At 72.6% G+C, this 23,711-nt stretch carries 24 protein-coding genes and 1 pseudogene; 11 read left to right on the top strand and 14 right to left on the bottom strand.

Annotated elements, in window-relative coordinates:
• Nucleotides 1–15: 15 nt before the first annotated feature.
• On the bottom strand, nucleotides 16–648 hold the full coding sequence (locus FS641_RS05500; RefSeq protein ID WP_144761059.1) for a YdeI family protein: 633 nt from the start codon (nucleotides 646–648) through the stop codon (nucleotides 16–18).
• A gap of 106 nt (nucleotides 649–754) precedes the next feature.
• On the opposite strand from FS641_RS05500, the gene FS641_RS05495 reads away from it, so the two are divergent.
• Nucleotides 755–1,138 (top strand): hypothetical protein, encoded by a 384-nt coding sequence (locus tag FS641_RS05495; protein ID WP_144761056.1) that lies wholly within the window; start codon nucleotides 755–757, stop codon nucleotides 1,136–1,138.
• A gap of 96 nt (nucleotides 1,139–1,234) precedes the next feature.
• Here FS641_RS05495 and FS641_RS05490 read toward each other — a convergent pair whose 3' ends face one another.
• Nucleotides 1,235–2,773, bottom strand: a complete 1,539-nt coding sequence (locus FS641_RS05490) for an FAD-binding oxidoreductase (RefSeq protein WP_144761053.1) — start codon at nucleotides 2,771–2,773, stop codon at nucleotides 1,235–1,237.
• A gap of 82 nt (nucleotides 2,774–2,855) precedes the next feature.
• Nucleotides 2,856–3,383 carry a thioesterase family protein gene (locus FS641_RS05485; RefSeq protein WP_144761050.1) on the bottom strand — a complete coding sequence of 176 codons (528 nt, stop codon included), beginning with the start codon at nucleotides 3,381–3,383 and terminating at the stop codon, nucleotides 2,856–2,858.
• 128 nt (nucleotides 3,384–3,511) lie between these two features.
• Between FS641_RS05485 and FS641_RS05480 the strand changes: the two genes are divergently transcribed.
• A complete protein-coding gene (locus FS641_RS05480) occupies nucleotides 3,512–4,498 on the top strand; it encodes an aldo/keto reductase (protein ID WP_144761047.1) in 987 nt (328 codons plus the stop codon).
• 76 nt (nucleotides 4,499–4,574) lie between these two features.
• Here FS641_RS05480 and pucL read toward each other — a convergent pair whose 3' ends face one another.
• The 8 genes and pseudogenes from pucL to FS641_RS05445 all read right to left on the bottom strand — a co-directional run bounded on the left by pucL (nucleotide 4,575) and on the right by FS641_RS05445 (nucleotide 11,134).
• A complete protein-coding gene (gene pucL / locus FS641_RS05475) occupies nucleotides 4,575–5,489 on the bottom strand; it encodes a factor-independent urate hydroxylase (RefSeq protein WP_144761044.1) in 915 nt (304 codons plus the stop codon).
• 4 nt (nucleotides 5,490–5,493) lie between these two features.
• Nucleotides 5,494–5,814 (bottom strand): hydroxyisourate hydrolase, encoded by a 321-nt coding sequence (gene uraH / locus FS641_RS18395; protein WP_260855708.1) that lies wholly within the window; start codon nucleotides 5,812–5,814, stop codon nucleotides 5,494–5,496.
• A gap of 18 nt (nucleotides 5,815–5,832) precedes the next feature.
• A pseudogene (gene uraD, locus FS641_RS18390) lies at nucleotides 5,833–6,291 on the bottom strand (2-oxo-4-hydroxy-4-carboxy-5-ureidoimidazoline decarboxylase); the annotation flags it as partial.
• A gap of 144 nt (nucleotides 6,292–6,435) precedes the next feature.
• Nucleotides 6,436–6,918: an FBP domain-containing protein gene (locus tag FS641_RS05465; RefSeq protein ID WP_144761036.1), complete on the bottom strand. Its 483-nt coding sequence runs from the start codon at nucleotides 6,916–6,918 to the stop codon at nucleotides 6,436–6,438.
• Nucleotides 6,919–7,101: 183 nt separating this feature from the next.
• Nucleotides 7,102–7,773 (bottom strand): methyltransferase domain-containing protein, encoded by a 672-nt coding sequence (locus tag FS641_RS05460; protein WP_144761033.1) that lies wholly within the window; start codon nucleotides 7,771–7,773, stop codon nucleotides 7,102–7,104.
• Nucleotides 7,770–8,675 carry a helix-turn-helix transcriptional regulator gene (locus FS641_RS05455; RefSeq protein WP_186317583.1) on the bottom strand — a complete coding sequence of 302 codons (906 nt, stop codon included), beginning with the start codon at nucleotides 8,673–8,675 and terminating at the stop codon, nucleotides 7,770–7,772. Before FS641_RS05455 ends, FS641_RS05460 begins: the two co-directional genes overlap by 4 nt.
• A 102-nt stretch (nucleotides 8,676–8,777) precedes the next feature.
• A complete protein-coding gene (locus tag FS641_RS05450; RefSeq protein WP_144761030.1) occupies nucleotides 8,778–10,082 on the bottom strand; it encodes a hemolysin family protein in 1,305 nt (434 codons plus the stop codon).
• A 137-nt stretch (nucleotides 10,083–10,219) separates the two neighbouring features.
• The gene (locus FS641_RS05445; protein WP_144761026.1) at nucleotides 10,220–11,134 is read right to left on the bottom strand and encodes a M23 family metallopeptidase; all 915 of its coding nucleotides are present in this window, start codon (nucleotides 11,132–11,134) and stop codon (nucleotides 10,220–10,222) included.
• 150 nt (nucleotides 11,135–11,284) lie between these two features.
• Here FS641_RS05445 and FS641_RS05440 point away from each other — a divergent pair, with 150 nt between their 5' ends.
• The gene (locus tag FS641_RS05440) at nucleotides 11,285–11,779 is read left to right on the top strand and encodes a hypothetical protein (protein WP_144761023.1); all 495 of its coding nucleotides are present in this window, start codon (nucleotides 11,285–11,287) and stop codon (nucleotides 11,777–11,779) included.
• A gap of 79 nt (nucleotides 11,780–11,858) precedes the next feature.
• On the opposite strand, the gene FS641_RS05435 is transcribed toward FS641_RS05440, so the two are convergent.
• Nucleotides 11,859–13,556: a sodium:proton antiporter gene (locus FS641_RS05435; protein WP_144761020.1), complete on the bottom strand. Its 1,698-nt coding sequence runs from the start codon at nucleotides 13,554–13,556 to the stop codon at nucleotides 11,859–11,861.
• Nucleotides 13,557–13,693: 137 nt separating this feature from the next.
• Here FS641_RS05435 and FS641_RS05430 point away from each other — a divergent pair, with 137 nt between their 5' ends.
• Nucleotides 13,694–15,904, top strand: coding sequence for an NADP-dependent isocitrate dehydrogenase (locus tag FS641_RS05430; RefSeq protein WP_144761017.1), 2,211 nt, complete (start codon nucleotides 13,694–13,696; stop codon nucleotides 15,902–15,904).
• Nucleotides 15,905–16,268: 364 nt separating this feature from the next.
• Here the strand turns inward: FS641_RS05430 and FS641_RS05420 are convergent, their stop codons facing one another.
• Nucleotides 16,269–16,727, bottom strand: coding sequence for a DUF3817 domain-containing protein (locus FS641_RS05420; protein WP_144761014.1), 459 nt, complete (start codon nucleotides 16,725–16,727; stop codon nucleotides 16,269–16,271).
• Between the two features lie 99 nt (nucleotides 16,728–16,826).
• On the opposite strand from FS641_RS05420, the gene FS641_RS05415 reads away from it, so the two are divergent.
• From FS641_RS05415 to FS641_RS05405, 3 genes are all read left to right on the top strand, one after another.
• The gene (locus FS641_RS05415) at nucleotides 16,827–17,951 is read left to right on the top strand and encodes a Gfo/Idh/MocA family protein (protein WP_260855697.1); all 1,125 of its coding nucleotides are present in this window, start codon (nucleotides 16,827–16,829) and stop codon (nucleotides 17,949–17,951) included.
• Nucleotides 17,952–18,034: 83 nt separating this feature from the next.
• Nucleotides 18,035–18,778 carry a ThuA domain-containing protein gene (locus FS641_RS05410; RefSeq protein WP_144761564.1) on the top strand — a complete coding sequence of 248 codons (744 nt, stop codon included), beginning with the start codon at nucleotides 18,035–18,037 and terminating at the stop codon, nucleotides 18,776–18,778.
• Nucleotides 18,775–19,944 carry a PP2C family protein-serine/threonine phosphatase gene (locus tag FS641_RS05405; protein ID WP_144761011.1) on the top strand — a complete coding sequence of 390 codons (1,170 nt, stop codon included), beginning with the start codon at nucleotides 18,775–18,777 and terminating at the stop codon, nucleotides 19,942–19,944. Before FS641_RS05410 ends, FS641_RS05405 begins: the two co-directional genes overlap by 4 nt.
• Here the strand turns inward: FS641_RS05405 and FS641_RS05400 are convergent.
• A complete protein-coding gene (locus FS641_RS05400) occupies nucleotides 19,895–20,338 on the bottom strand; it encodes a hypothetical protein (protein WP_144761009.1) in 444 nt (147 codons plus the stop codon). The two genes, FS641_RS05405 and FS641_RS05400, sit on opposite strands and share 50 nt — an antisense overlap.
• A gap of 268 nt (nucleotides 20,339–20,606) precedes the next feature.
• On the opposite strand from FS641_RS05400, the gene FS641_RS05395 reads away from it, so the two are divergent.
• The 4 genes from FS641_RS05395 (at nucleotide 20,607) to FS641_RS05380 (ending at nucleotide 23,710) form a co-directional block, all read left to right on the top strand.
• Nucleotides 20,607–21,485, top strand: coding sequence for a phosphotransferase (locus tag FS641_RS05395; protein WP_144761006.1), 879 nt, complete (start codon nucleotides 20,607–20,609; stop codon nucleotides 21,483–21,485).
• Between the two features lie 59 nt (nucleotides 21,486–21,544).
• The gene (locus FS641_RS05390; protein ID WP_144761003.1) at nucleotides 21,545–22,156 is read left to right on the top strand and encodes a hypothetical protein; all 612 of its coding nucleotides are present in this window, start codon (nucleotides 21,545–21,547) and stop codon (nucleotides 22,154–22,156) included.
• Entirely contained in the window at nucleotides 22,153–22,851 is a 699-nt protein-coding gene (locus FS641_RS05385; RefSeq protein WP_144761000.1) for a DinB family protein, read from the top strand. Before FS641_RS05390 ends, FS641_RS05385 begins: the two co-directional genes overlap by 4 nt.
• Before the next feature lie 208 nt (nucleotides 22,852–23,059).
• A complete protein-coding gene (locus FS641_RS05380; protein WP_144760997.1) occupies nucleotides 23,060–23,710 on the top strand; it encodes an ABC transporter permease in 651 nt (216 codons plus the stop codon).
• Nucleotide 23,711 lies beyond the last annotated feature (1 nt).

The following is a 23,711-nucleotide window of genomic DNA, read 5'->3' as shown; positions in this document are numbered from 1 at the left end:
TGCGGTGGACCGTCCTCAGCGGGGATGTCCCCCTGGCCCGGCGCTCTCGGACCCGCTACGTCGTCGCGCCGGCGTCCTCGGGTACGGGGTCTCGCCGCGGTCGAGCATCCCGACCAGCTTCGCGACGCGGTCCGCCCGGGCACCCGGACTCGGGGCGGTCGTCACCCGGTGCAGCACCGCGTACCGGTTCGTCGCGTCGAGCTCGGCGAAGAGAACCGCTGCAGCGGGCACGGCATCGAGTGCCGCGCGCAGGTCGTCCGGCACGGTCGCGCTCGCCGCCCCGGCGTAGGCGCGCTCCCACCGCCCGTCGGCCTTCGCGCGGTCGATCTCGGCCTGGCCGCGGTCCCGCATCCGACCGGCGGCGACCAGCGCGGCGACGAGTCCGATGTTGCGCTCCGACCAGAGCGACGCCTTCCGACGCGGGGTGAACCGCTGCAGGAACACCGCGGCGTCGAGGCTCCGCTTCTGGCCGTCGATCCAGCCGGAGCAGAGCGCCTCGTCGAGGGCCTGCGCGTACGTCAGCGTCGTCGGTTCGGTCGTGCCCTTCTTCGCGAGCGCGAGCCAGACCCCGTCGGATGTGTCCTCGTGCGTGTCGAGCCACGCCCGCCAGGCGGCGGCGTCGGCGACGACGAACGGCTCGATGTCCATGCGCACATCGTAGGAGTGCGGACGGGAGCGGGGTACACGACTACGTTCGGCGCTGAGCAACCATCGGGTTGCCGCGGCCAGTGCCGGTCACGAAAGGGAACACACCATGAGCAGCTCCTCCGCGTCGGGTCGTCCGACAACGGTCACCATCTCGTTCGTCCTGTGGCTGGTGACGGTCCTGGTCGGGATCATCGGCGGCATCGTCGGCCTGATCGCCGCCGGATCGCAGGTCCAGGGCGCCGCTGCCGGCACCGCCGTGGTGATCGGCGGCGTCATCGCCATCATCATCGCCATCGTGGAGCTCTTCATCGTGTTCCGCATGCGCGACGGCCGGAACTGGGCGCGCATCGTGCTGCTCGTCCTGGCGATCCTGCAGGTCCTCGGCGTCGTGAGCGCGTTCAGCATCCTCGGGACGATCGGCCTCATCGCCGTGATCATCGCCACGGTCCTGATGTTCCTCCCCTCCTCGAACGCCTACTTCCGTCGCTGACGCGAGCACCACGACCGAACCACCGAACGGACACAGCACCGCGGAGATCCGCGGTGCTGTGTCCGTTCTGCAGTGCTGCGTGGGCTCGTCGACCGGTCACACCCAGTGCGGCTGGGCGAACAGCCCGTCCGGGTCGGCCTGTTCCGCGATCCGGTGCAGGCGCGAGGTGTTGACGTCGAAGTACGCCGCCGGGTCGGTGATCGCCGCGTCGCAGTAGTTCGCGTACGCGCCGTCGCCCCACGCCGGCACCATCGCCGCCCGGAACCCCCGCACGTACGCGTCGAAGGGCGCCGGGTCGGCACCGTCGGCGAACACCGCGGTGTACTGCACCGTGCAGAGAGCCGACCGCCACGGGAAGGCGCTGTCCGTCCGGCCGACGTCGGCCACGACCCCGCCGAGCGCGTCGAGCGCGACGCCGCCCTCGAGCAGGCCGGCGACCGTGCTGGCATCCGCGGCCTGCTGCACGAGCACGCCGATCTGCGCGTCGCTCAGGGCCGTGCCGCCGATCGACGAGGTCGCCGCCTCGGAGACCCGCTGCGCCTTCCCGGCGAGCTGCGCCATCGCCTGCCCGTAGGTGAGCTCCGTCGCCGTGTGCGAGGTCGGCGTGGCTCCGGTCGCCTGGATGAAGCCGTCGACGCTGCTGTCCGCGCCCGACTTGGCACCCGTCCACGTCCCGGTGACGGTCACGCTCGGGGTGCTGTGCCGGGATCCTCCGAGCAGCTTCAGCGTCGACCAGAGCTGCCGGTCGGCCTTCGGCGCCCAGTCCTGCCAGGCGCGCACGACGTCCGCGGCCGCCGACCAGGGGAAGGCGATCTGGAACAGCAGGACATCGGGCGCGGCCTGGGTCCGGAAGGTCAGCGAGGTCACGACGCCGACGGTCCCGCCGCCACCGCCCCGACAGGCCCAGAACAGGTCCGGCTCCCGGCTGGCCGAGACCTCGTGAACGGCCCCGTCCGCGGTGACGACCGTCGCGCCGGTGAGCTGGTCGCACGTGAGCCCGAAGGACCGGACGAGCACACCGACCCCACCGCCGAGCGTCAGCCCGCCGATGCCGACCGTCGGGCAGGACCCGGAGCCGATCGCCCGCCCGGCCCGGGCGAGCGAGGCGTACACGTCGGCGAGCCGTGCGCCGGGGCCCATCGTGACGGAGTCCCCGGAGACGGCGACGTGGTCGAGGGCCTGCGTGCTGATGACGAGCGACCGGGGCACGTCCGTCCCCGCTGCACCGCCCGCCGACCAGCCCGTGTAGGAGTGCCCGCCGGCCCGGAGCGCCACCGGGGTCCGGGTGTTCCGGGCGAACGCGAGCCCCGCGACGACGTCGTCGGCGTTCGCCACCCGGAGGATGCCCTGCGGGTCGGCGTCGTCGTACCGCGGGTTCTCGAGGACCCGTGCCCCGTCCCACCCCGGGGACCCCGAGCGCAGCAGCGTCCCGGACACCGCGGCGGCGAGCGCGTCCCAGGAGTCCGGCCCGGACGACGGCGGCGTGAACGGGGTCGCCGAGGACGACGACGAGGGTCGCGGTGCCGGGGCCCGTGTGCACGCTGCGAGGACTCCGGCGACCCCGAGGCCGACACCCCCCGCGATGAGTCCTCGGCGGGTGGTCGTCCTGCGTGCGCTGCTGCGTCCCTCGGTCACGCGACCTGTCTACTCGCCCGTCCGGACCGAGCCGTCCGGGCCGTGCCGGCCGCGCCGACCCGTCCGGACCGAGTCGTGCGCGTCACGACCCGTCGCCGCTGATCCGCACCGCGCTCGCCCACGCCGCCACCCACGCGGGCAGGGCCAGGTCCTCCGGCGCCCCGCCGACCGCGTCGAGCAGCTCCGCCGGCGACACGTGCCCGCCACCGGACCGCAGGAACCGCGCCTGGACGACCGCGCGGGCGACGACCCCGCCGCGCCGGACGAACGTCTGCTCGAGGTACACGGACCGCTCGTCCACGCCGAGCACCCGCGTCCGGAGGTCGAACCGCTGCCCGAGCGTCAGCGACCGCTTGTAGGTGATCGTCTGCGCCGCCACGACCGGGAACCACCCGCGGTCACGGAGCGCGTCCCAGAACCCGGCGCGGAGCATGAGGTCGAGTCGGCCGAGGTCGAGCAGCGACAGGTACTTGCCGTTGTTCACGTGCCGGAGCGGGTCCAGGTCGGTGAGCGTCACCCGGAACGGCGTCCTCGCCTCGTCCCAGAGCGACAGGCGTGGTCCGCGTCGGACGCGCAGGCGGAGCAGGAACAGCCGGAAGTACAGGTTCACGGACCCGACTCCAGCAGACACGGCACCGGCTGACCAGGACCTTGGAGGATCCACACCGAACGGGGTCGCTCCCTGACCGGTACGACCGGTGCCTCCCTCCAACCGGGCACCCGGAGTAGACCGGGACCATGCAGACACGGAAGCTCGCAGATCTCGAGGTCGGCGCGATCGGCTTCGGCACCATGGGGATGAGCGCCTTCTACTCGGGCGCCGGGACGGACGACGACGAGTCGATCCGCACGATCCACCGCGCACTCGACCTGGGCGTCACGCTCATCGACACGGCCGAGATGTACGGCCCCTACGTCAACGAGGAACTCGTCGGCCGCGCGATCAAGGACCGCCGCGACGACGTCGTCCTCGCCACGAAGTTCGGCATCATCACCCACACGCCCGGCGAGACGACGCCGAGCACCGAGCGTGAGGTCAGCTCCGACCCCGACTCGGTGCGCATCGCCCTCGAGGGGTCGCTGCGGCGGCTCGGCACCGACCACATCGACCTCTGGTACCAGCACCGGGTCGACCCGAAGACGCCGATCGAGGACGTCATGGGTCAGCTCGCCGGCTTCGTACAGGAGGGCAAGATCCGTCACGTCGGGCTGTCCGAGGCGGGCGTCGACACGATCCGGAAGGCCCACGCCGTGCACCCGGTCACGGCCCTGCAGAGCGAGTACTCGCTGTGGACCCGCGACCCCGAGGACGGCGTGCTCGCCACGCTCCGCGAACTCGGCATCGGCCTGGTGCCCTACTCGCCGCTCGGACGCGGGTTCCTGACGGGCGCGATCACGAAGCCGTCGGACCTCGACGACGACGACTTCCGTCGCCACAACCCGCGCTTCCAGGAGGAGGCGTTCCAGACGAACATGCGCATCGTCGACGAGGTCAAGGCCGTCGCCGACGAGGCCGGGGCCACCCCGGCGCAGGTCGCACTCGCCTGGCTGCTGGCCCAGGGCGACGACGTCGTCCCGATCCCCGGCACGAAGAAGGTCACCCGGCTCGAGGAGAACGTCGGCGCAGCCGACCTCTCGCTCACGGCGGACCAGGTGGCGCGCCTGTCGGCGCTCCCCGCGCCCACCGGCGACCGCTACCCCGACATGTCGGGCATCGGCCGGTAGTCCCACCGGCCACGCGCGGACGGGAGGCTCGGTGCCAGCTGGCACCGAGCCTCCCGTCCGTCCGTCGGGACGTGGGTCAGATGAAGGCGGGCAGGTGCTCCCAGGCCGCCGGGGCGTCCTCGACGCCGTCGCGGACGACGGTGCCCTCGATGAGGCCGTAGGGGCGGTCGGCGGCGATGAAGACCTCGTTCTCGTTCGTCATGTCGAACGGGGACAGGTCGACGACGAAGTGGTGCTTGTTCGGCATCGAGAACCGCACCTCGGCCAGTTCCGGCCGGAGCTCGATCGCCGCACGGCCCATCGCGAAGAGGGTCTGCTGCAGCGCGTACGAGTGCACGGTGGCGAACTGCTCGAGCATCACGGCGACGACCTCGTCGTACAGGCCGTCGTAGTCGATCCCCGCCTCGACCGCCTCCGGGAGGTACCGCCACCGCGCCGTGACCTCGGTCGCCATGATCCGGTCGGTGACCTCGGGCAGCGTGGTGAACCGCGTCCGCGGGTACCCGTGGAACTCGGAGCCCGTCGACTTCAGCACCACCAGGTCCTGCACGCCGCCGGTGACGTGCCGCACCCCGTCGGACACCTGGACGGTCGCGAGCCTGGTGCCGGCACCCGTCCGCCGGAAGGAGTGGTCGTGCGGCTGCCCGGCGACGGTGATCCGCTCCCACGGGTGCATCTCAGCCTGCCAGACCCCGCCGGTCACCCAGTCGAACTCGTCGGTGAAGTGCGTGGCCAGGGTCGCGAGGAACTCCTCGGGGGCCCCGACGCCGTACTCCTTCGCGAAGGCGAACACGGTGTTCTTCTGGGTGTCGGTCGCGATGATCGACGCGTTGTCCCCGGCGGTGAACGACGTGACGAAGTCCCCGATGAGCTGCGACGTCACCGTCAGGTCGGCGATCTCGTGCCGGTCGCCGTGTCGGGTGATGCGCACCAGGCGGTTCTCGGCCTTGCCGTACTTGTTCGGTCCCAGGTGGACGGTGGTCTCGGGCATCGGGTCAACTCCCTCGGTAGGTGCTGTAGGCGAAGGGGCTCAACAGCAGGGGCACGTGCAGGTGCTCCGTGCCGGTGACGGTGAACGCCACGGTCACGGACGGGTGGAAGGTCGGGACGCCGGCGGCGGCGAAGAACGCACCGGTCGCGAAACGGAGCTCGAGGTCGCCGCGGGGGAGCACGTCCGGGCCGAGGGCAGCGCGCCCGTCGGCATCGGTCGTGCCGGACGCGATCACGTCGCCGGCCGCGGTGCGGAGGGTCAGACCGATGCCCGTGGCCGGAGTCCCGGACGTGGCGTCGAGGACGTGCGTGGTCAGGTGCGGCACCGCGAAGGTCGCGCGGATCCGGTGCACGGCGATGTCGGTCAGCGCGTCGACCGCCGCGGCCGTCTCGGCAGCCGGGTCGTTCCCGAGCCGACGCGTGAGCTCGCCGAGGAGCTCGTCCGGGGTCCGTCCGGCGGCGCGCACGAGGAACACCCGGCCGAACCGCTCCTCGTAGGCGACGTTCCCGGCGGCGATGCGGTCTACGACGTCCTGGTCGGCGGTCCGCATCGATGACTGCTCACGAGCCGAGGACGCGTCCGTCGCGCGCTCGCCGATGCGCGGGTGGTGGGCGAGCGCCGCGTCGAGCTCGGCCGCGCCCCAGTGCGCCGCCTCGGTCCGGGCACGCGCGATCAGTGCCGCGACCGACCCGAACGGCCGGGCCGCGACGAGCGCGTCCACCCAGGCGGGCACGTCGGCCCACCCCCGCACCACGGCCGCGGCGTCGGGGGCGGTCGCGTCGTCGAGGTCGCCGATCTCCATGCGGCCACGCTATGGAACGCGTGTTTCACGGGAGTTTCCGTCCGATGTCCCCTGGGTCGGTGGGCACGGCCCTGGAACGGGGCGGCGTCGGACGGGAGGCTCGTTGCGGTCCGGCCACGGACCTCCCGTCCGCCGTGGATCGGCTCAGACGTCCGCGGCGAACGCCGCGACGCGCAGCTGCAGGTCCTCGATGCGGCGGGTCCTGGCGGCCTCGCGGTCGTGGCCCTCGTAGGCGAGCGGCGGCAGCTTCCGGACGTTCCGCGAGCACTGGAACTCCGCGCAGACGAGCGTGCCGACGGTGTTGCCGTTCCGGCCGGCCGGACCCGAGCGCTTCGCACTCCAGAACACGACGTCGTTCGGGAGCGTCACGTCCTGGCACCACGAGCACTGCGCCCGGGCGTTCGGTGCGGCGTCGGCCTGCCGGAACAGGATGCCGACGACCGTGCCGTCGAGGGTCGGCACGACGGCGTACGCGCGCCGGGCGGTCTTCGGGTCGCGCCAGCCGATGAAGTCGAGGTCGTCCCAGACGACCTCGTCGAAGCCCGTGGGCAGGGTGAGGACGCTGGTCTCCTTGCGGGAGGCGTTGACGAAGGACGCGCGGATGGTCTTCTCGTCGAGGGGGAGCATGGTGCACCGTTCTGTCGAGCCGCTCGGGGCGCAGGCGTGCGCCGCACCGAGCGGGTGTTCCGGGAGGAGGGACGACGCCGAGTGGGATCGACGATCGGCGGTCGTGTCCGACGGACACGACCGGGGGGCGTCAGGCCCTGATGCCGGCGCTGGGGGCGCCGACGACCTCCTCGGAACGGGTGCTCATGCGCCCAGTGTAGGCGTCGCCGTCACCAGGACGACAGACCCCTCGTGCGACGGGCTGACCCGGAGACGGCCGTGCCGGTCGTCCCAGGCGCCGCGTTCGAGGGCGCTGCGGAGTGCCGCGACGCTCCGGGCCGCGGTCATCTCGTCGACGAGGGCCCATGCCGGGTCGGTCTTCCGGACGCCGGCGTCGAGCAACCGCTCCGGCCGGCCGTAGTAGGCCTCTGCGAACCCGTCGACGCAGGTGAAGGGCACGGGCAGCGGCGTCGTGGTGACGTCCCCGCCGAGGGCGGCGGCGATGCGGTCGACCGCGGGGAGCCGCCCGGCGTCCGCCGCCACCACGTCGGGCGCGTACTCGGCGAGCCAGTGCGCCCGGACGCGGTCCGGGTCGCGCGTCAGCACGACGACCGGTCCGGACGTGACGCGGCGCAGTTCGGCGAGCCCGTGCTCCGGCTCGGCCCACGCGTGCACGGAGAACGCCGTCAGTGCCGCGTCGAACGCACCGTCCGGGAACGGCAGGTCCTGCACGGGTTCCACGACGGTGACGTCCCGGTCCGCAGGGTCGTAGGGGACCGTCCCGCCACCGACGACGAGGACCGTGCGCGCCGGACCGAGGGCCGTCCTGACCGCCCGGACGAACACGGGCTCCGGTCGGCGGTCGCCCGTGGTCACTCGACGGACTCGGACTCCGCGGCGCGCAGGGCGGCGACCTGCTCCGCCCGTTCCGTCGCGGCCCAGGTGCCGAGGAGCGCGAGCGACCGCTCGGACGGCGAGCCCGGTTCCGCGCTGTACGTGAACATGGTGAGCCCCGGGTCGGCGACGAGCTCGAGCGCCTCGAAGTCGAGGTCGAGGTCGCCGACGACCGGGTGGTCGATCCGCTTGCGGCCGGTCCGGTGCACGCGGACGTCGTGCTCGGCCCACCACGTGCGGAACTCCTCGCTCCGGGTGGAGAGCTCGCCGACCAGGGTGACGAGTCCGGGTTCGCAGGGGTTCGCCACCGCCGCGGCACGGAGGATCGCGACGGACTCCCTGGCGGTCTGCGCCCAGTCCCGGAAGAACGAGCGGGCGGCCGGGTCGAGGAACGTGAAGCGGGCGGTGTTCACGGGGCGTCCTGGACCGGCGAACATCGGCGCGTACAGGGCACGGCCGAGCTCGTTCGCCGCGAGCACGTCGCCGCGCTCGTTGCGCACCCACGCCGGGGCGCCGGTGATCGCGTCGAGGAGGCGCTGCACGCCGGGGCGGACCCGCGTCGGCATGGTCCGGTGCATGGTCTTCACGCCGGAGTTCGCGAGCCGCGCGAGGTCCCACAGGTGGGTCCGCTCGTCCTCGTCGAGCTGCAGCGCGCCGGCGAGACCGTCGAGCACGCTGTCCGAGACGCCCTTGAGCGAACCGCGCTCGAGCCGCGTGTAGTAGTCGACGCTGACGCCGGCGAGCATCGCGACCTCGTGCCGGCGGAGACCGGGGACACGCCGGACGCCGCCGCCGAACGACGGCATGCCCGCCTGGTCGGGCGTGATCCGGGCCCGTCGTGAGGAGAGGAAGTCGCGGATCTCGCTGCGCACGTCGATACCCATGACGAGAAGGCTACGTCCTGCGCCCGGGAAGGCGGCAGGTACCGGTGGGACCCGTCAGCCGGTGGCCCGCTGCGTCCGTCGGTCGGCGATGCGTCGGGTCGGTCAACCGGTCGCGAGCCGCTCGGCGTCGTGCTGGAGGTCCTGCTCGGCGTGCTGCTCGACGTCCTGCTCGACCGTGACGCGGGCGACCCGGTGACCGTCCATGGCGGTCACCGTGACCCGGTGTCCGCCCACCTCGACGACGTCGCCCACACGTGGGACACGGTCCAGGTGCACCTGGACCAGGCCACCGACCGTCTCGTAGTCGCCGTCCGGGAGCACCGGGCCGCCCTCCGCGGCGAGGTCCTCGAGCACGGTCGACCCGTCGACGCCGTCCTCCGAGGACGGACGGTCGTACTCGTCGCGGATCGGGCCGACGAGGTCCTCGAGCAGGGCCTCGAGCGTCACCATCCCGGCGCTGCCCCCGTACTCGTCGACGACGAGGGCGATCTGCTGTCCGGCGGTGCGGAGCTCCGCGATCGTGCTCGACAGCGACTTCGTCTCCGGGAACGCCGCCACCGGTCGGACGACCGACGACGTCGGAGCGGTCGGGTCCGCCGCACGGAGGAGGTCACGGAGGTGCACGAACCCGGTCACCTCGTCGCGGGAGCCGGCGGTGACCAGGTAGCGCGTGTGCCCGAGGTCGAGCGCGGCCTCGGTGGCGGCGGCGATCCGCTGCCCGGCGTCGAGCGTCGCGACGTCGTACCACGGGCGCATCGACTCACGGAGGATGCGGTCCTGGGCGTCGAGCGCCCCGCTGGCGATCCGGCGCCCCTGCTCGTCGATGGCGTCGTGCTCGGCGACGAGCCCGCGGAGCTCCTCGGTGCTCATCGACGCGCTGCGGGCGTCCGGGTCCCCGCCGAGGAGCCGGACGACGGCGTCGGTGCTCGTCGAGAGCACCCAGATCGCCGGGCGCATCACGGCCGCGAACCGGTCGAGCGTCGGTGCGACGAGCATCGAGAAGCCCTCGGCGCGCTGCAGGGCGAGGCGCTTCGGGACGAGTTCGCCGAAGACGAGCGAGAGGTAGGCGATGACGAGGGTCATCGCGACGAGCGCGACCGTCTCGGCCGCCGCCCGGTCGAGCCCGAGGCCGGCGAACAGCGGCGCGACGTCCGGGGCGATCGAGGACGCGCCGTACGCGGCGGAGAAGAAGCCGGCCACGGTGACGCCGATCTGCACGGCGGACAGGAAGCGGTTCGGGTCGCGGCCGAGTGCGGCCACGCGGGCGCCGCGGTTCCCACGCCGTTCGAGCTGCTGCAGCTGCGACTCCCGCAGCGAGACGAGCGCGATCTCGGCGGCGGCGAACACCCCGCCGACGAGCACGAAGAGGACCACGAGCCCGAAGGCGATCCACGTGTCGGCGCCCATCAGCGGCTCGTCCGGCCGGTGGTGGTGGTGGTGGTGGTGCGGGTGACGGTCAGGCTGTCAGGTCTGTGGCAGTCGTCCATGCTGTGATCCTGCACAGGGACGCTGGGCTCTGCCCCGGAGGCAGCTGAGCGTTCGGGTCAGAGCGCGCGGCCGGTGTGGGACTGGATCCAGGCGCGCGGGTCGATCGGCAGCGACCCGTCCATGAGGACCTCGAGGTGCAGGTGCGCCCCGGTCGAGACACCCGACGACCCGACCAGCCCGACGAACTGCCCCGCGGTCACCTCGTCGCCGACCTGCAGGGGAGACGAGCCCGGGATCATGTGGCCGTAGAGGGTCGAGACCTTCCGGCCGTCGACCACGTGGTCGATGATGACCGCGTTGCCGTAGGAGAAGTACGTGCCGGAGACGCGGACCGTGCCCGCGGCGACGGCCCCGATCGGTGCGCCCATCCCCGGGTTGAAGTCGAGCCCCTGGTGGAGCGAGGAGCACGCCGCACACGGGGCCGGCCGGTACCCGAAGCCGGAGCTCATCCGCACGGGGCCGGGGAACGGCGAACGGACCTCGCCGCCGAAGGTGACCTCGGCGCCGGCGGCGGCGTCGCCTCCGGAACGGCCACCGCCGACGGTGAAGCCGTCACGGGTCGTGGTGGCCGTCGCGACCACCTGGGTGACCGCGTAGTCCTGCGTGCGGACCGTCGGCGCCAGGGTGGACGTGGCGCTGGACGTGCCGGCGCTCGCGTGGGCCGGCATCGCGGAGGCGGCGAACATCGCGACGGCCGCGACGGCGCTCGTGACCGTGAGGCGGCTGGTGCGGTGCTTCGTCGTGCGTGCGGCACCGGTGGTGCGCGTCGTCTGGGTGACGCGGGCCGGCGCGGTGGTGCGCGTCGTCCGGGCGACGCGCGCCGGCGTGGAGGGCGCCTTCGGCTCGGCCGGCCGCATCGGCTTCGACGGCCGGGCCTGCGCTGCGGCGCGTTCTGCTGCGAGGGCAGCACGACGGGACGTGTGCACCACGGGGGTGCCGGGATGCTGGTCTGTGTCGGGTGCAGTCGTCATGGCCGCAGACCATTCTGCACGAACCTGTCCGGTTGTACAGCCCCCCGTCGGCGTCACGTGTCGTCCACCGGCCCTCGGAGAGCCCCACCCGGGCGGCGTCTCCCCGTCGGGATCAGTAGTGTCCACAGCAAGCGAGCGGAAGGACCCCTCATGGCCCGAACATCGCGGGAGCGGCACGACCCCATCGACCTCCGGACGGCGCACGTCGTGTTGGCCGGCACCCAGGACCTCCTCCCGGTGCTCCGGGCGGCGTCGGTGCGCGCCGGCGTGGACGCCACCCGGATGCGTGTCGTCGAGGCGGACGACCTCCCCGACCCGACCGAGAAGGGGTCGGCCGACCTCGCCGTCATCGCGATCCGCCGCCCTGGCGACGACCCCGCGTTCCACCGGGCGCAGGAGACGGCGGAACGCATCGGTCCCCTGCTCGCGCCGAACGCGGTCCGCATCGTGGTGACGGTGTCGGGTGCGACGCGGCTGGTGCCGAAGCTCGAACGCACGCTGACGACGGAGGTGCTCCACCAGATGGGGTCGGCCGCCGCGTTGAACACCGTCACGCGGCCGTTCCGCACGTTGCGGATGCGGCTCGGGCTCGCGGCGCTGCAGACCGCCGGGGTCCGGGTCTTCCGGATCACGCTCGGACACTGACGGGGACCGCCGGGCGCGACCACGAGCCTCCAGTCCGGGGAGTGCCCGCATGTGCCGCGCGCTCGCCGCGGTGCAGCGGTCAGCCCGCCGCGTCGCCGCGGAGTTCGAGTGCGATCTGCTCGGCGTCGAGGTTCCGCAGCACCGACTCGAGCACCTCGGCGTCGAACACGCCGTCGTCGCGGGCGTCGAGCAGCGCGGCCCGCTGCGCGTCGAGCACCTGGAGCCGCCGCGTCTTCTCGCGGCCGAACCACGCGCGGAGCTCGGCGGGGTCGGCCGCCTGCAGCTCCTCGCGGGTGCGCGGTGTCAGGCGGTCGACGTCGTCCGTCCGCACCGCCTCGGCGGCCGAGCGCATCACCGCCATCAGGCGACCCCGTTCCTCGCCGTCGTCGCTCGTGGTGTCGGCCCTCGGCGGGCTGATCCGGCGCAGCAGGGGTCCGATCGTGCCGCCCTGGACCAGCAACGACAGTCCGGCGACGGCGAACGCGACCAGCACGAGCAGGGACCGTTCGGGGGTGTGCTCCGGGAGCGTCTGCGCGGCCGCGACCGTGACGGCACCGCGCATGCCGGCCCAGACCACCGCGGTGCCCTCGCGCCAGCCCATCGGCGCCTTGCGGAAGTACCGGATGTCCGCGAGCATCCGACGGACGCGCGTCCCGAACCGCTGCAGGTCGCGTTCGGACGGCGTCCGGCGGCCGAAGCGGTGGTCCTGGAGCGCCCGTGCCGCGGCGTCGTCGTCCGCCTCCTGGTACTCCTCCAGCCGTCCCTGCAGGCGCTGGCCGCGCCGGGCACCCCTGGACAGGCCGAACAGCAGGGGTGCGACGTACGCGGCTCGGACCAGCACCGTCAGCAGGAGTGCCCCGACGGCGATGAGGAGTGCCGGGAGGACGCCGGCGTGGTCGGCCTGCACGTCGGCGACGATGGAGGCGAGCTCCAGACCCATCACGAGGAACACCGCGCCCTCGAGCACGAACTCGACGGTGCCCCAGTTCTGCGCGTCGGACAGGCGGTGGTTCGGCGGGAGCACCCGCGGCGCCCGGATGCCCGTGACCAGGCCGGCCACCACCGCGGCGACGAGGCCCGACGCGCCGATCGCCTCGGCGGGGACGGACGCGACGAACGGCACCGCGAAGGACAGGGCGGTGTTCACCGCGGGGTTCGGGACGTGAGACCGCACCCGCAGGTTCAGCCAACCGACGACCCCGCCGATCGCGACGGCCACCGCGACGGCGTAGGCGAAGTCCCCGACCGCACCCCAGAACGAGAACGACGCGGCGCCGGCGGCGATCGCCGAGCGGAGCAGCACGAGCGCGGTGGCGTCGTTGAGGAGCGATTCGCCGTCGAGGATCGCGATCACCCGCCGGGAGACCGAGGTCTGCTTGACGATCGAGGTGGCGACGGCGTCCGTCGGACTGACGATCGCGCCGAGGGCGATGCCCCAGGCGAGCCCGAGCCCCGGGATGACCCAGGCGAAGAACACCCCGAGGACCAGGGAGCTCGCGACGACGAGCACGACCGAGAGGCCGCTGATCGCGCCGAACTCGCGCCGGAAGTTCATGGCCGGCATCGACACCGCCGAGGAGTACAGCAGCGGTGGCAGGACGCCGGCGAGGATCCACTCCGGGTCGATCTCGGCGTTCGGGATCCACGGCACCAGGCTGGCGACGATCCCGACCGCGACGAGCACCAGCGGGGCCGCGACGCCGACCCGCGGTCCGACCACCGCGGCCGCAGCGATCACCAGCAGGGCGAGGACGCCCACGACGAGGAGTTCGGTCACGCGTCCACCCTGGCATCCACCGCACAGGGAGGTACCCGGTCGACGCTCTCCACAGGACATGTATCTTGATGTCGAGATAACCCCCACGACGAGTAGCGTGGAAGCACCGACGCGCGAACAAGGGAGTACCCGCCAACATGGCCAAGATCATCTACACGCTCACGGACGAGGCACCGTTCCTCGCCACCCACTCCTTCCTCCCCGTCATCCAGGCGTTCGCCGGCACCGCCGGGGTCGACGTCGAGACGCGGGACATCTCGCTCTCCGGCCGCATCATCGCCCTGTTCCCGGAGCGGCTCACCGACGAGCAGCGCCTGGACGACGCACTCGCCGAACTCGGCGACCTGGCGACGACGCCGGAGGCGAACATCATCAAGCTGCCGAACATCTCGGCGTCGATCCCTCAGCTCAAGGCCGCGATCACCGAGCTCCAGTCGCAGGGCTACGACCTGCCCGACTACCCGGACGAGCCGTCGACCGACGCCGAGCGCGACGTCCGCGCCCGGTACGACACGGTCAAGGGCAGCGCCGTGAACCCGGTGCTGCGCGAGGGCAACTCCGACCGACGCGCGCCGCTCTCGGTGAAGAACTACGCCCGCAAGCACCCGCACCGCATGGGTGCGTGGAGCGCCGACTCGAAGACGAACGTCGCGACCATGGGCGTCGACGACTTCCGGACGAACGAAAAGACCTGGGTCGCCCCGGCGGACGACACCCTGACGATCACGTTCGTCGGCGCCGACGGCTCCGAGCAGGTCCTGAAGCAGTCGATCCCCGTGCTCGCGGGCGAGGTCATCGACGGCACGGTCCTGCACGTCGGACCGCTCGAGCAGTTCCTCCGGGCGCAGATCAAGCGCGCCCAGGACGAGGGGATCCTGTTCTCGGTGCACCTCAAGGCCACGATGATGAAGATCTCCGACCCGATCATCTTCGGCCACGTCATCCGCGCGTTCTTCCCCGACGTCTTCGACCGCTACGGCGCCGACCTCGCCGCTGCCGGCCTGACGCCGAACGACGGCCTGAACTCGATCCTCATCGGCCTCGACGCGCTGCCGAACGGCGCCGAGATCCGCCAGGCGTTCACCGACGGCATCGCGGCCGGCCCGGAGCTCGCCATGGTCGACTCGGACAAGGGCATCACGAACCTGCACGTCCCGAGCGACGTCATCGTCGACGCCTCGATGCCCGCGATGATCCGGACCTCCGGCCACATGTGGGGACCGGACGGCGACGAGCACGACACCCTCGCCGTGATCCCGGACTCGAGCTACGCGGGCATCTACCAGGTCGTGCTCGACGACTGCCGCGCCAACGGCGCCTTCGACCCGTCGACGATGGGCTCCGTGCCGAACGTCGGGCTCATGGCGCAGAAGGCCGAGGAGTACGGCTCGCACGACAAGACGTTCGAGGTCCCCGGCGACGGCAGCGTCCGCGTCACCACGGCGGCCGGCGACGTCGTCATCGAGCACGAGGTCGCCCAGGGCGACATCTGGCGCGCCTGCCAGACCAAGGACGTCGCCATCCGTGACTGGGTGAAGCTCGCCGTCACCCGCGCCCGCGCCTCCGCCACCCCCGCGGTGTTCTGGCTCGACGAGTCCCGCTCGCACGACGCCGCCCTCATCGAGCTCGTGCACCGGTACCTCGGCGAACACGACACCGACGGCCTGCAGATCGAGGTCATGTCGCCCGAGGAAGCCATGCGCTTCTCGCTCGAGCGCATCCGCCGTGGTGAGGACACGATCTCCGTCACCGGCAACGTGCTGCGTGACTACCTCACCGACCTGTTCCCGATCATGGAGCTCGGCACCTCGGCGAAGATGCTCTCCGTCGTCCCGCTGCTCGGCGGCGGCGGACTGTTCGAGACGGGTGCGGGTGGCTCGGCGCCGAAGCACGTCCAGCAGCTCGTCCAGCAGAACTACCTGCGTTGGGACAGCCTCGGGGAGTTCCTCGCGCTGGCGGTGTCGCTCGAGCACCTCGCGGGCGTGACCGGCAACCAGCGCGCGAAGATCCTCGGCGAGACGCTCGACCGTGCCACCGGGACCTTCCTCGAGGAGGACAAGTCGCCTGGCCGCAAGATCGGCACGATCGACAACCGCGGCAGCCACTTCTTCCTCGCGAAGTACTGGGCCGAGGAGCTCGCCGCGCAGACCGAGGACACCGAGCTCGCGGCGGCGTTCGCCGAGATCGCGCAGCAGCTCGGCGCCCAGGAGCAGACGATCGTCGAGGAGCTCATCGCCGTGCAGGGCTCCCCGGCGGACATCGGGGGGTACTACCGTCCCGACGACGCCAAGACGAGCGCGGTCATGCGCCCGTCCGCCACGTTGAACGCGGTGCTCGCCGCGCTGTAGTCGCGACCACTCCGCAGACGGGAGGCCCGGTGCCGGTCGGCACCGGGCCTCCCGTCCGTCTGCCCGCCGCCTCCGCCCTTCCGCCCCCCCCCCCCCCCCCCCCCCCCCCTCCCCCCCCCCCCCCCCCCCCCCCGCCCCCCCCGCCCCCCCCCCCCCCCCCCCCCGCCCCCCGAGGTTCCGCAATTGCGGCATCTCGGGGGCGGGAACCGGGCAGTCGTGGAACCTCGGGGGAGCTGAGCGGCGAGTCGTGGAACCTCGGGGCCAGGCGCACCCCGCACCCCCGCACCCCGCACCCCCGCACCCCGCACCCCGCATCCCCGCACCCCGCAACGCGCACCCCGCACCCCCCGGCACCCACCGGCGATCAGCGCGACGGCACCGGCGGCCCGAGCGTCAGCAGCACCACGAACACGAGCACGACCAGCACGGCGCCGACCGCGGCGGCCACCACCGGGCGCGCGACCACCGCGAAGAGCAGCCGGTCCCACACGCCGGGCCGCACACCGTCCGCCGCCGCCCGGCGCCACGGCCCCTCGAGCATCCCGCGCCGGGCGACCCCGACTTCGAACGGGAGCGTCGTGTAGGGCACGATCGCGCTCGCCCACCCGAGGAGCAGGGCACCGAACGACCAGCGCTGGTTCACCGCGACGACGGTCGTGACGACCAGGTAGGCCAGGAACACGAAGCCGTGCACGCTCCCGCCGATGCGCACGGGCAGGTCGCCGAGCCCGACGACGTACTTCAGCAGCATGCCCACCAGGAGCATCGTCCAGGTCACGAGTTCGGCCACCGCCAGGGCGCGGAACAGGGATCGAGGCGTCATGTCCGACATCGTCCCGGACTCCGGATGGGAGGAGCATCGACATCGCAACACGCCGACGGTCGTATCGATTCGACCCACGTCTCCGGTAGCGTCGATGTCATGTCGATGACGACGAACACGACGACGGATGCAGCACGCACACTCCGCGTCGGGGTGGTCGGGCTCGGGTTCGCCGGGACCACGCACCTCGATGCCTTCACGGCGCTCCCGGGGGTCGAGGTGGTGGCGCTCGCGGGACAGGAACCCGCGCGGCTCGCCGAGCTCGCGGAGTCCCGGCACGTGCCGAACACGTACGAGGACTGGCAGGACCTGGTCGCGCGGGACGACCTCGACATCGTGTCGATCGGTGTCCCGAACGCCCTGCACCACCCGATCGCGATCGCCGCGCTCGAGTCGGGCAAGCACGTCTTCTGCGAGAAGCCCCTCGCGACGACGGGTGCCGAGGCGCAGGAGATGGTCGACGCCGCGGTGCGGAACGACCGGGTGCTCGAGGTCGCGTACAACCACCGCCGCCGCGCCGACGTGCAGTTCCTCGCGAACCACCTGCGGAACGACGGCGGCGAGAACCCGCTCGGCCACGTGTACCACGCCCGCGCGAGCTGGCTCCGTCGCGCCGGGATCCCCGGCATCCGCAGCTGGTTCGCGAACAAGGAGACCGCCGGCGGCGGCCCCCTCATCGACCTCGGCTCGCACGTGCTCGACATCGCGCTGCACCTCATGGGCGAACCGCGCGTCGTCACGGCGAGCGCGGTCACGTACAACGAGCTCGGCAGCGCCGGACGTGGCGGCAGCGAGCGGACGCCCGTGTCCGCGGCGACGGACCGTCCGTTCGACGTCGAGGACTTCGCGAGTGCGCTCCTGCGGTTCGACAACGGGTCCAGCCTGCTGCTGCAGGCGTCGTGGGCGAGCTACTCGCAGGACGTCGAGGACATCCAGGTCGAACTGCTCGGCTCCACCGGCGGCGCGCGGCTCTTCGTCCGCGAGTACGCGACCGAGGGCACCGTGACGCTCTACTCCGACGAGCAGGGCGTCCCGACGGTGACGCGTCCGGACGTGCACGTCCCGAGCGGCCACCACCAGCGCGTGATCGAGGAGTTCATCGCCACGATCCGCAGCGGCCTGCACGAGGGCCACCACGGGGAGTTCGCCCTGCACCGCAGCCGGGTCGTCGACGCGATCTACGCGTCGGCCCAGGCGGGACACGAGATGGAGATCGAGCAGTGACCAGCAGCACCGACACGACCAGCACCGGCACCGACACCGGAACGAGCAGCACCGACACGGCCGGCACCGACACGACGACGAACATCGTCGTCTGGAATGAGAACGTGCACGAGACCCGCGGCGACGCCACGGTCATCGGCCACTACCCGAACGGCATCCACACCGTGGTCGCCGAGGCCCTCCGCGGACACCTGCCCGACGCCGAGGTCGGCACGGCGACGCTGCAGGACCCCGAACACGGACTGACCCAGGAGCGCATCGACGCCACCGACGTCCTGTTCTGGTGGGGCCACGCGGCGCACGACGAGGTCAGCGACGAGGTCGTGCAGCGCGTCGTGGACGCCGTGCACGCCGGGATGGGCCTCGTGGTCATGCACTCCGGCCACTACTCGAAGCCGTTCAAGCGCCTGATGGGCACGACGTGCTCGCTCAAGTGGCGCAACGACGGCGAGCGAGAACTCGTCTGGACGACCGCGCCCGACCACCCGATCGCCGAGGGCGTCCCGCACCCCATCGTCATCGACCGCCAGGAGATGTACGGCGAGTACTTCGACATCCCGCGCCCCGACGAGGAGGTCTTCCTGTCGACGTTCGCCGGCGGCGAGGTCTTCCGCTCCGGCGTCGCCTACCGCCGCGGCCGTGGCAAGGTGTTCTACTTCTCGCCCGGCGACCAGGAGTACCCCGTCTACCACCACCCGGACATCCAGCGGGTGCTCGCCAACGCCGCGCGGTGGGCAGCCCCGACGACGCCGCGTCAGGTGCTGACGGCCGACCAGCACCCCCGTGACTGGTTCCTGTCCGACGGTGCGGGTAGACAGGACGTGTGACAGACAGTCAAGCCGACCGCAGGACCGCCCTCGTCGAGGCGCTCGGTGTGCTCGGGTCCGGCCCGGAGGAACGATTCGACCGCATCACCCGCATGACGGCGGCCGCGTTCGACGTGCCCCTGAGCTTCCTCAACCTGGTGCACGACGGCCTCGTGACTGCGCAGTCGACGCACGGCTGGCACCAGGGCGAGGGGGTCCCGGCGGACGACGTGTTCTGCTCGGTGACCGTCCTGCAGGACGAACCGATGATCATCCCCGACGCCAGCCTCGACCCGCGGTTCAGCGGCACGGCGGCGGTCGCGGGAGACCCCGGCATCCGCTTCTACGCCGGGGCACCGCTGTCGATGCCGGACGGCACCAGGGTCGGCACGCTGTGCGTGATGGACCCCCGGCCGCGCACGCTCTCGGCCGCCGACGTCGAGATGCTCGGAGACCTCGCGCGCTGGGCGGAACGCGAGCTCGGGTACGCGATGGACCGGGACCGCGTGCGCCGGGTCCTCGACGCGTTGGCCCCCGAACCGCTCACGGTGCCCGGCCACGACTTCGCCGCCGTGGTCGCGGCGCACGAGGGCTCTGGGGACGTCGCCGACTGGCGGGTCGCCGCCGACGGTACGGTCCGGCTCACGGTCGGCTCCGTCAGCGCGGCCGGCAGCGCCGCCACGCTGCTCGCGTCGACCGTGCGCGCCGCCGTCGTGGCCCGGACGGACGTGCCCCTCGGTTCCGACGGCCCCGCACTGGAGGCCCAGATCGGCGCCGACCTCGAGGCCGCGGACGCCGTCGGGTCACTCCTCCACGTCCGGATCGACCCGGAGACCGGTCGCGGATCGTGGGTGGACGCCGGTCACGGGCTCGCCCTGCACCTCGGTGCCGACGGCTCGTGCACGCGCCTCCGGACGCTCGACCTGCCGATCGGTCTGCAGCCCGACGGCGCCGGGCGCACCCACGTCGACGTCGTCCTCGCACCCGGGGACCGGCTGGTGCTCTTCACCGCCGGGCTCCTGACACTGACCGGTCTGCACGACGTCGACGCCGTCGCGGCGGCAGCGGCTGCCGGTGACGGCACAGCCTTCGTCGAGCACGTCCGGACGCTGCTCGACGAGCACCCGGCAGCCGACGTCACCCTCGCGGTGCTCGCCCGCCGTCCAGCGTCGGACGCGTCAGCGTGACGACGAGCAGCGTCGCGAGCAGTCCGAACCCGCACAGCTCGATGCCGAGCCCCGCGAGCTGCCAGTAGGCGCTCCCCACGTGCTGCGGCTGCGTGACGGCGTCGGGCCACCAGGGGTCGATCAGGGGGAAGGACCCCGGGAACGGGTCGAGCGCGAAGACGACGAGCCCGCCGAGCAGCATCGCGACCCCGAGACCAGCCATCGCCCCGCGGGAGGCGCGCAGCATCCGGGCGACGAGCGCCGCGGCGATCCCCGCGAGTCCGACGACCGCGACGAGGAACGCCACCACGAAGACGACCTGGGACGGCAGCGCGAACCAGTCGAGGACGGCGATGGGCACGAGCAGCCACCGACCCGTCCGGGCCCAGTGCGCCGGGTTCCGCCATGCGTGCATGCCGGAACCGTAGGGCACCGCACCTGACCGTTGCCGTGAGGACCCCGGCGGTCGGCTGCACAGAAGCGGGGACGGTCACCACGCGGGAACGGTCACCAAGCGGGAACGGACATCGCGCCGACCCGGGCGCCCAGCCGCCGGTCCGGCGCGATCACGGGTCGTGGATCCCCCCATGCGACACCCACGTCTCCGACGTGTCGACGGTAGCAAGTGAGAGGCCCTCGGCGAACGCCCCCGTTCGCGGGGAGCCAGCCACTAGCCTGATCCGATGCCCACCCCCGCCGCCGAGGTGCACGTCGACGCACCACTCGTCCGCGCGCTGCTCGCGGACCAGCACCCCGACCTGGCCGCGATGCCGCTCGAGGTCGTCGCGAACGGGTGGGACAACGTGATCCTGCGACTCGGCGACCACCTGGCCGTCCGACTTCCACGCCGGGCTGCGGCGGCGCGGCTCATCGAGCACGAGCAGCACTGGCTCCCGCTGCTCGCGCGGCGGGTCGCCCCCGTCGTGCCCGTGCCCGTGGCGATCCGGACCGGCCGCCCCGCACTCGGCTTCCCCTGGTCCTGGAGCGTGGTGCGCTGGCTCCCCGGCGAACCGCCCGGTACCCGAGCCGGCGGGACGGCGATGGCCGAGGCGCTCGCCGCGTTCGTCCGGCTGCTGCACGTGCCGGCACCCGCGGACGCACCGGTGAACCCGGTCCGCGCCGTCCCGCTCGCCACGCGCTCCGCGTCGGTGCTGGAACGGCTCGCGACCGCGGACGTGCACCGCGTGGACGAACTGGCCGCGCTCTGGCGGACCGCAGCCGCTGCACCCGCGCACGCCGGGCCTCCCGTCTGGGTGCACGGCGACCTGCACCCGTTCAACCTGCTCGTCGAACCGGGGGACGACGGCGGCGACCGCCTGTCGGCGGTCCTCGACTTCGGGGACGTCACCGCCGGTGACCCGGCCGTCGACCTCGCGACGTCCTGGCTGACGCTCGACCGGGAGGCTCGGCGCACCTTCCGCGCGCTCGTCCCGGCCGACGACGCCACCTGGACCAGGGCACGCGGCTGGGCCGTCTCCATCGCGTCGGCGATGCACCTGAGCGACGACAGCGCGTTCCGGACGGTGGCTCGGCGGGGGATCGACGCCGCTCTCGACGGCTAGGCCGAACCGGGTTATCGTCTCTCCACACCATCCGTGCACGTGAAGATCGGAGGGGCCTGATGACCCTCGAGTTCCGCGTCCAGCACGACGTCGACACCGACGCCTCTCCCTCCCTCCCCACCTCCTCCCGCACCGGCTTCCGCGGACTCCTCGACCGGTTCGCGCGGCGTCGCGACGTCCTCCGGGCACGCCGGACCGAGGCGCAGCTCCGCGAACTCGCCGACCTCGGGAGCCTGCTCTCCGGTGCCCGTGGCGTCGTCGAACGCGGCTGGATCCAGCACGCGTGGTTCGCCTACGTCGACGAGAAGGGCCGGACCCGCAAGGCCTCGAGTGCCGCCGCGATGGACGTGGCCGGCCGGCCGCTCATGGGCGCGTGCCTCGTCGGCGCAGTGGTCTACGCCGCCGGGGGGCCGCACGCGGTGCACTCGCAGCGGGTCCAGCGCGCGCTCGACGTCGTCTGGCACGCACTCGCGGTCGAGGAGGGCACGCCCGTCCTCTGGTGCCCGGCACCCGACGTCCGGATGGGTCGTGTCCGCGACCTGACGAGCTGGAACGACGCCCCGGCGCGGACCTCCGCCGAGGTCGCCGGCCTGCTGCTCACCGCCGAGCGCGTCGCGGTGGGCGAGGCGGAGCGCATCCGCGAGCGTGCGGTGGCACGATCGAGGGCATGAGCGACGTCACCGAGGAGCCCCCGGCGGTCCACCCGGCACCACCGACCGACTCCGTCGCCGCGTCCGGCAGCGCTGCCCTCGTCAACGAGGGGGCGTTGCCGGTCACGGACCAGGCCGTCGTCAAGGAGACCCTGCACCGCTACCTCCAGAAGCACCGTGCGGCGTTGCTCGGCAAACTCGACGGGCTCGCCGAACGGCAGGCCCGGTGGCCGGTCACCCCGACCGGCACGAACGTGCTCGGACTCGTCAAGCACGTCGCCGCGGTGCAGGCGCAGTACTTCGGCGAGGTGTTCGACCGCCCGCTGCCGGACCCACCGGCGTGGTTCGACGCCGATGACGACCGCGACATGTACGCATCGCTCGACGAGACGATGGCAGACGTCGTCGCCTTCCACCACGCCAGCGCCGCGCACGCCGACGCCACCATCGCCGCGCTCGACCTCGACGCCCGCGGCGTCGTGTCGTGGTGGCCCGAGGAACACCGCGACGTCACCCTGCACCGGGTCCTGGTGCACATGGCGTACGAGACCGCTCGGCACGCCGGCCACGCGGACATCGTCCGCGAGATGCTCGACGGGCTGGCGGGGGACGGTGACGGCAACCTCGCGCAGAAGACCCCCGAGGAGTGGGTCGAGTGGCGGGAGCGGCTCGTGTCGATCGCCGAGCAGGCAGGACTCCGGGCGACCGGCCTGTAGCCGCGTACCCCTGTCGATCGTTATCGTTCTCCCAGGGTCGGACGACTGACCCATCGCTGAACTGGGCTTTCTGTCTTCGCGATTCTGCAGGAATCGGCGCTGGCGGACAGTTGCGGTTGTACAAGCCGTACCCCGACTGCATACCGTGGGCGGACCTCGTGCCCCGATCCGTGGGCCGAACGACCGACCCGAGGGGAACCTGCTCCACGTGTTCTCGAACTACGTCCAGGAGCGATGGGACCAGATCTGGTTCGCGTCGTGGCAGCACTTCTCACTGGTCGTCCAGTGCACCGTGCTCGCCACGATCATCGCCGTGCTGATCGCAGCACTCGTCTACCGCATCCCGCGGCTCCGATCACTCGCGAACGAGGTGTCGACCATCGGGCTGACGCTGCCCTCGTTCGCCGTGATCGGTCTGCTGCTCGTGCCGCTCGGGTTCGGCGTCGTGCCGTCGGTCGTCACGGTCACGTTCTTCGCCGCCCTGCCGATCCTGCGGAACGCCGTCGTCGGCCTGTCCGAGATCTCCCCAGCCGTCGTCGAGTCGGCGCGCGGCATCGGCATGAGCCGCTTCCGCACCCTGGTGCAGGTCGAGCTGCCGATGGCGTGGCCGATCATCCTGACCGGCGTGCGCGTCTCCGCGCAGATGGTGATGGGCGTCGCCGCCGTCGCCGCCTACGCACTCGGCCCGGGTCTCGGCGGCTTCATCTTCTCCGGCCTCTCGCGGCTCGGCGGCGCGAACTCCCTGAACTCGGTCGTGGTGGGTGTGGTGGGCGTCGTCCTGCTCGCGCTCGTCCTCGACCTCCTGCTCCTCGGCCTCGGCCGCCTGACCATCTCGCGAGGTATCCGTGTCCAGCACTGAC

The sequence above is a fragment of the Curtobacterium sp. 9128 genome, from assembly GCF_007673775.1.
Classification (GTDB): domain Bacteria; phylum Actinomycetota; class Actinomycetes; order Actinomycetales; family Microbacteriaceae; genus Curtobacterium.
This window is presented reverse-complemented; position numbering and strand designations above follow the sequence as displayed.

What these genes read in the sequence shown, in the direction of transcription:
- FS641_RS05500 (WP_144761059.1), bottom strand. Translation starts at nt 648, where the DNA reads ATGGACATCGAGCCGTTCGTCGTCGCCGACGCCGCCGCCTGGCGGGCG.
- FS641_RS05495 (WP_144761056.1), top strand. Translation starts at nt 755, where the DNA reads ATGAGCAGCTCCTCCGCGTCGGGTCGTCCGACAACGGTCACCATCTCG.
- FS641_RS05480 (WP_144761047.1), top strand. Translation starts at nt 3,512, where the DNA reads ATGCAGACACGGAAGCTCGCAGATCTCGAGGTCGGCGCGATCGGCTTC.
- pucL (WP_144761044.1), bottom strand. Translation starts at nt 5,489, where the DNA reads ATGCCCGAGACCACCGTCCACCTGGGACCGAACAAGTACGGCAAGGCC.
- FS641_RS05465 (WP_144761036.1), bottom strand. Translation starts at nt 6,918, where the DNA reads ATGCTCCCCCTCGACGAGAAGACCATCCGCGCGTCCTTCGTCAACGCC.
- FS641_RS05455 (WP_186317583.1), bottom strand. Translation starts at nt 8,675, where the DNA reads ATGGGTATCGACGTGCGCAGCGAGATCCGCGACTTCCTCTCCTCACGA.
- FS641_RS05450 (WP_144761030.1), bottom strand. Translation starts at nt 10,082, where the DNA reads ATGGGCGCCGACACGTGGATCGCCTTCGGGCTCGTGGTCCTCTTCGTG.
- FS641_RS05445 (WP_144761026.1), bottom strand. Translation starts at nt 11,134, where the DNA reads ATGACGACTGCACCCGACACAGACCAGCATCCCGGCACCCCCGTGGTG.
- FS641_RS05440 (WP_144761023.1), top strand. Translation starts at nt 11,285, where the DNA reads ATGGCCCGAACATCGCGGGAGCGGCACGACCCCATCGACCTCCGGACG.
- FS641_RS05430 (WP_144761017.1), top strand. Translation starts at nt 13,694, where the DNA reads ATGGCCAAGATCATCTACACGCTCACGGACGAGGCACCGTTCCTCGCC.
- FS641_RS05420 (WP_144761014.1), bottom strand. Translation starts at nt 16,727, where the DNA reads ATGACGCCTCGATCCCTGTTCCGCGCCCTGGCGGTGGCCGAACTCGTG.
- FS641_RS05415 (WP_260855697.1), top strand. Translation starts at nt 16,827, where the DNA reads ATGTCGATGACGACGAACACGACGACGGATGCAGCACGCACACTCCGC.
- FS641_RS05400 (WP_144761009.1), bottom strand. Translation starts at nt 20,338, where the DNA reads ATGCACGCATGGCGGAACCCGGCGCACTGGGCCCGGACGGGTCGGTGG.
- FS641_RS05395 (WP_144761006.1), top strand. Translation starts at nt 20,607, where the DNA reads ATGCCCACCCCCGCCGCCGAGGTGCACGTCGACGCACCACTCGTCCGC.
- FS641_RS05390 (WP_144761003.1), top strand. Translation starts at nt 21,545, where the DNA reads ATGACCCTCGAGTTCCGCGTCCAGCACGACGTCGACACCGACGCCTCT.
- FS641_RS05385 (WP_144761000.1), top strand. Translation starts at nt 22,153, where the DNA reads ATGAGCGACGTCACCGAGGAGCCCCCGGCGGTCCACCCGGCACCACCG.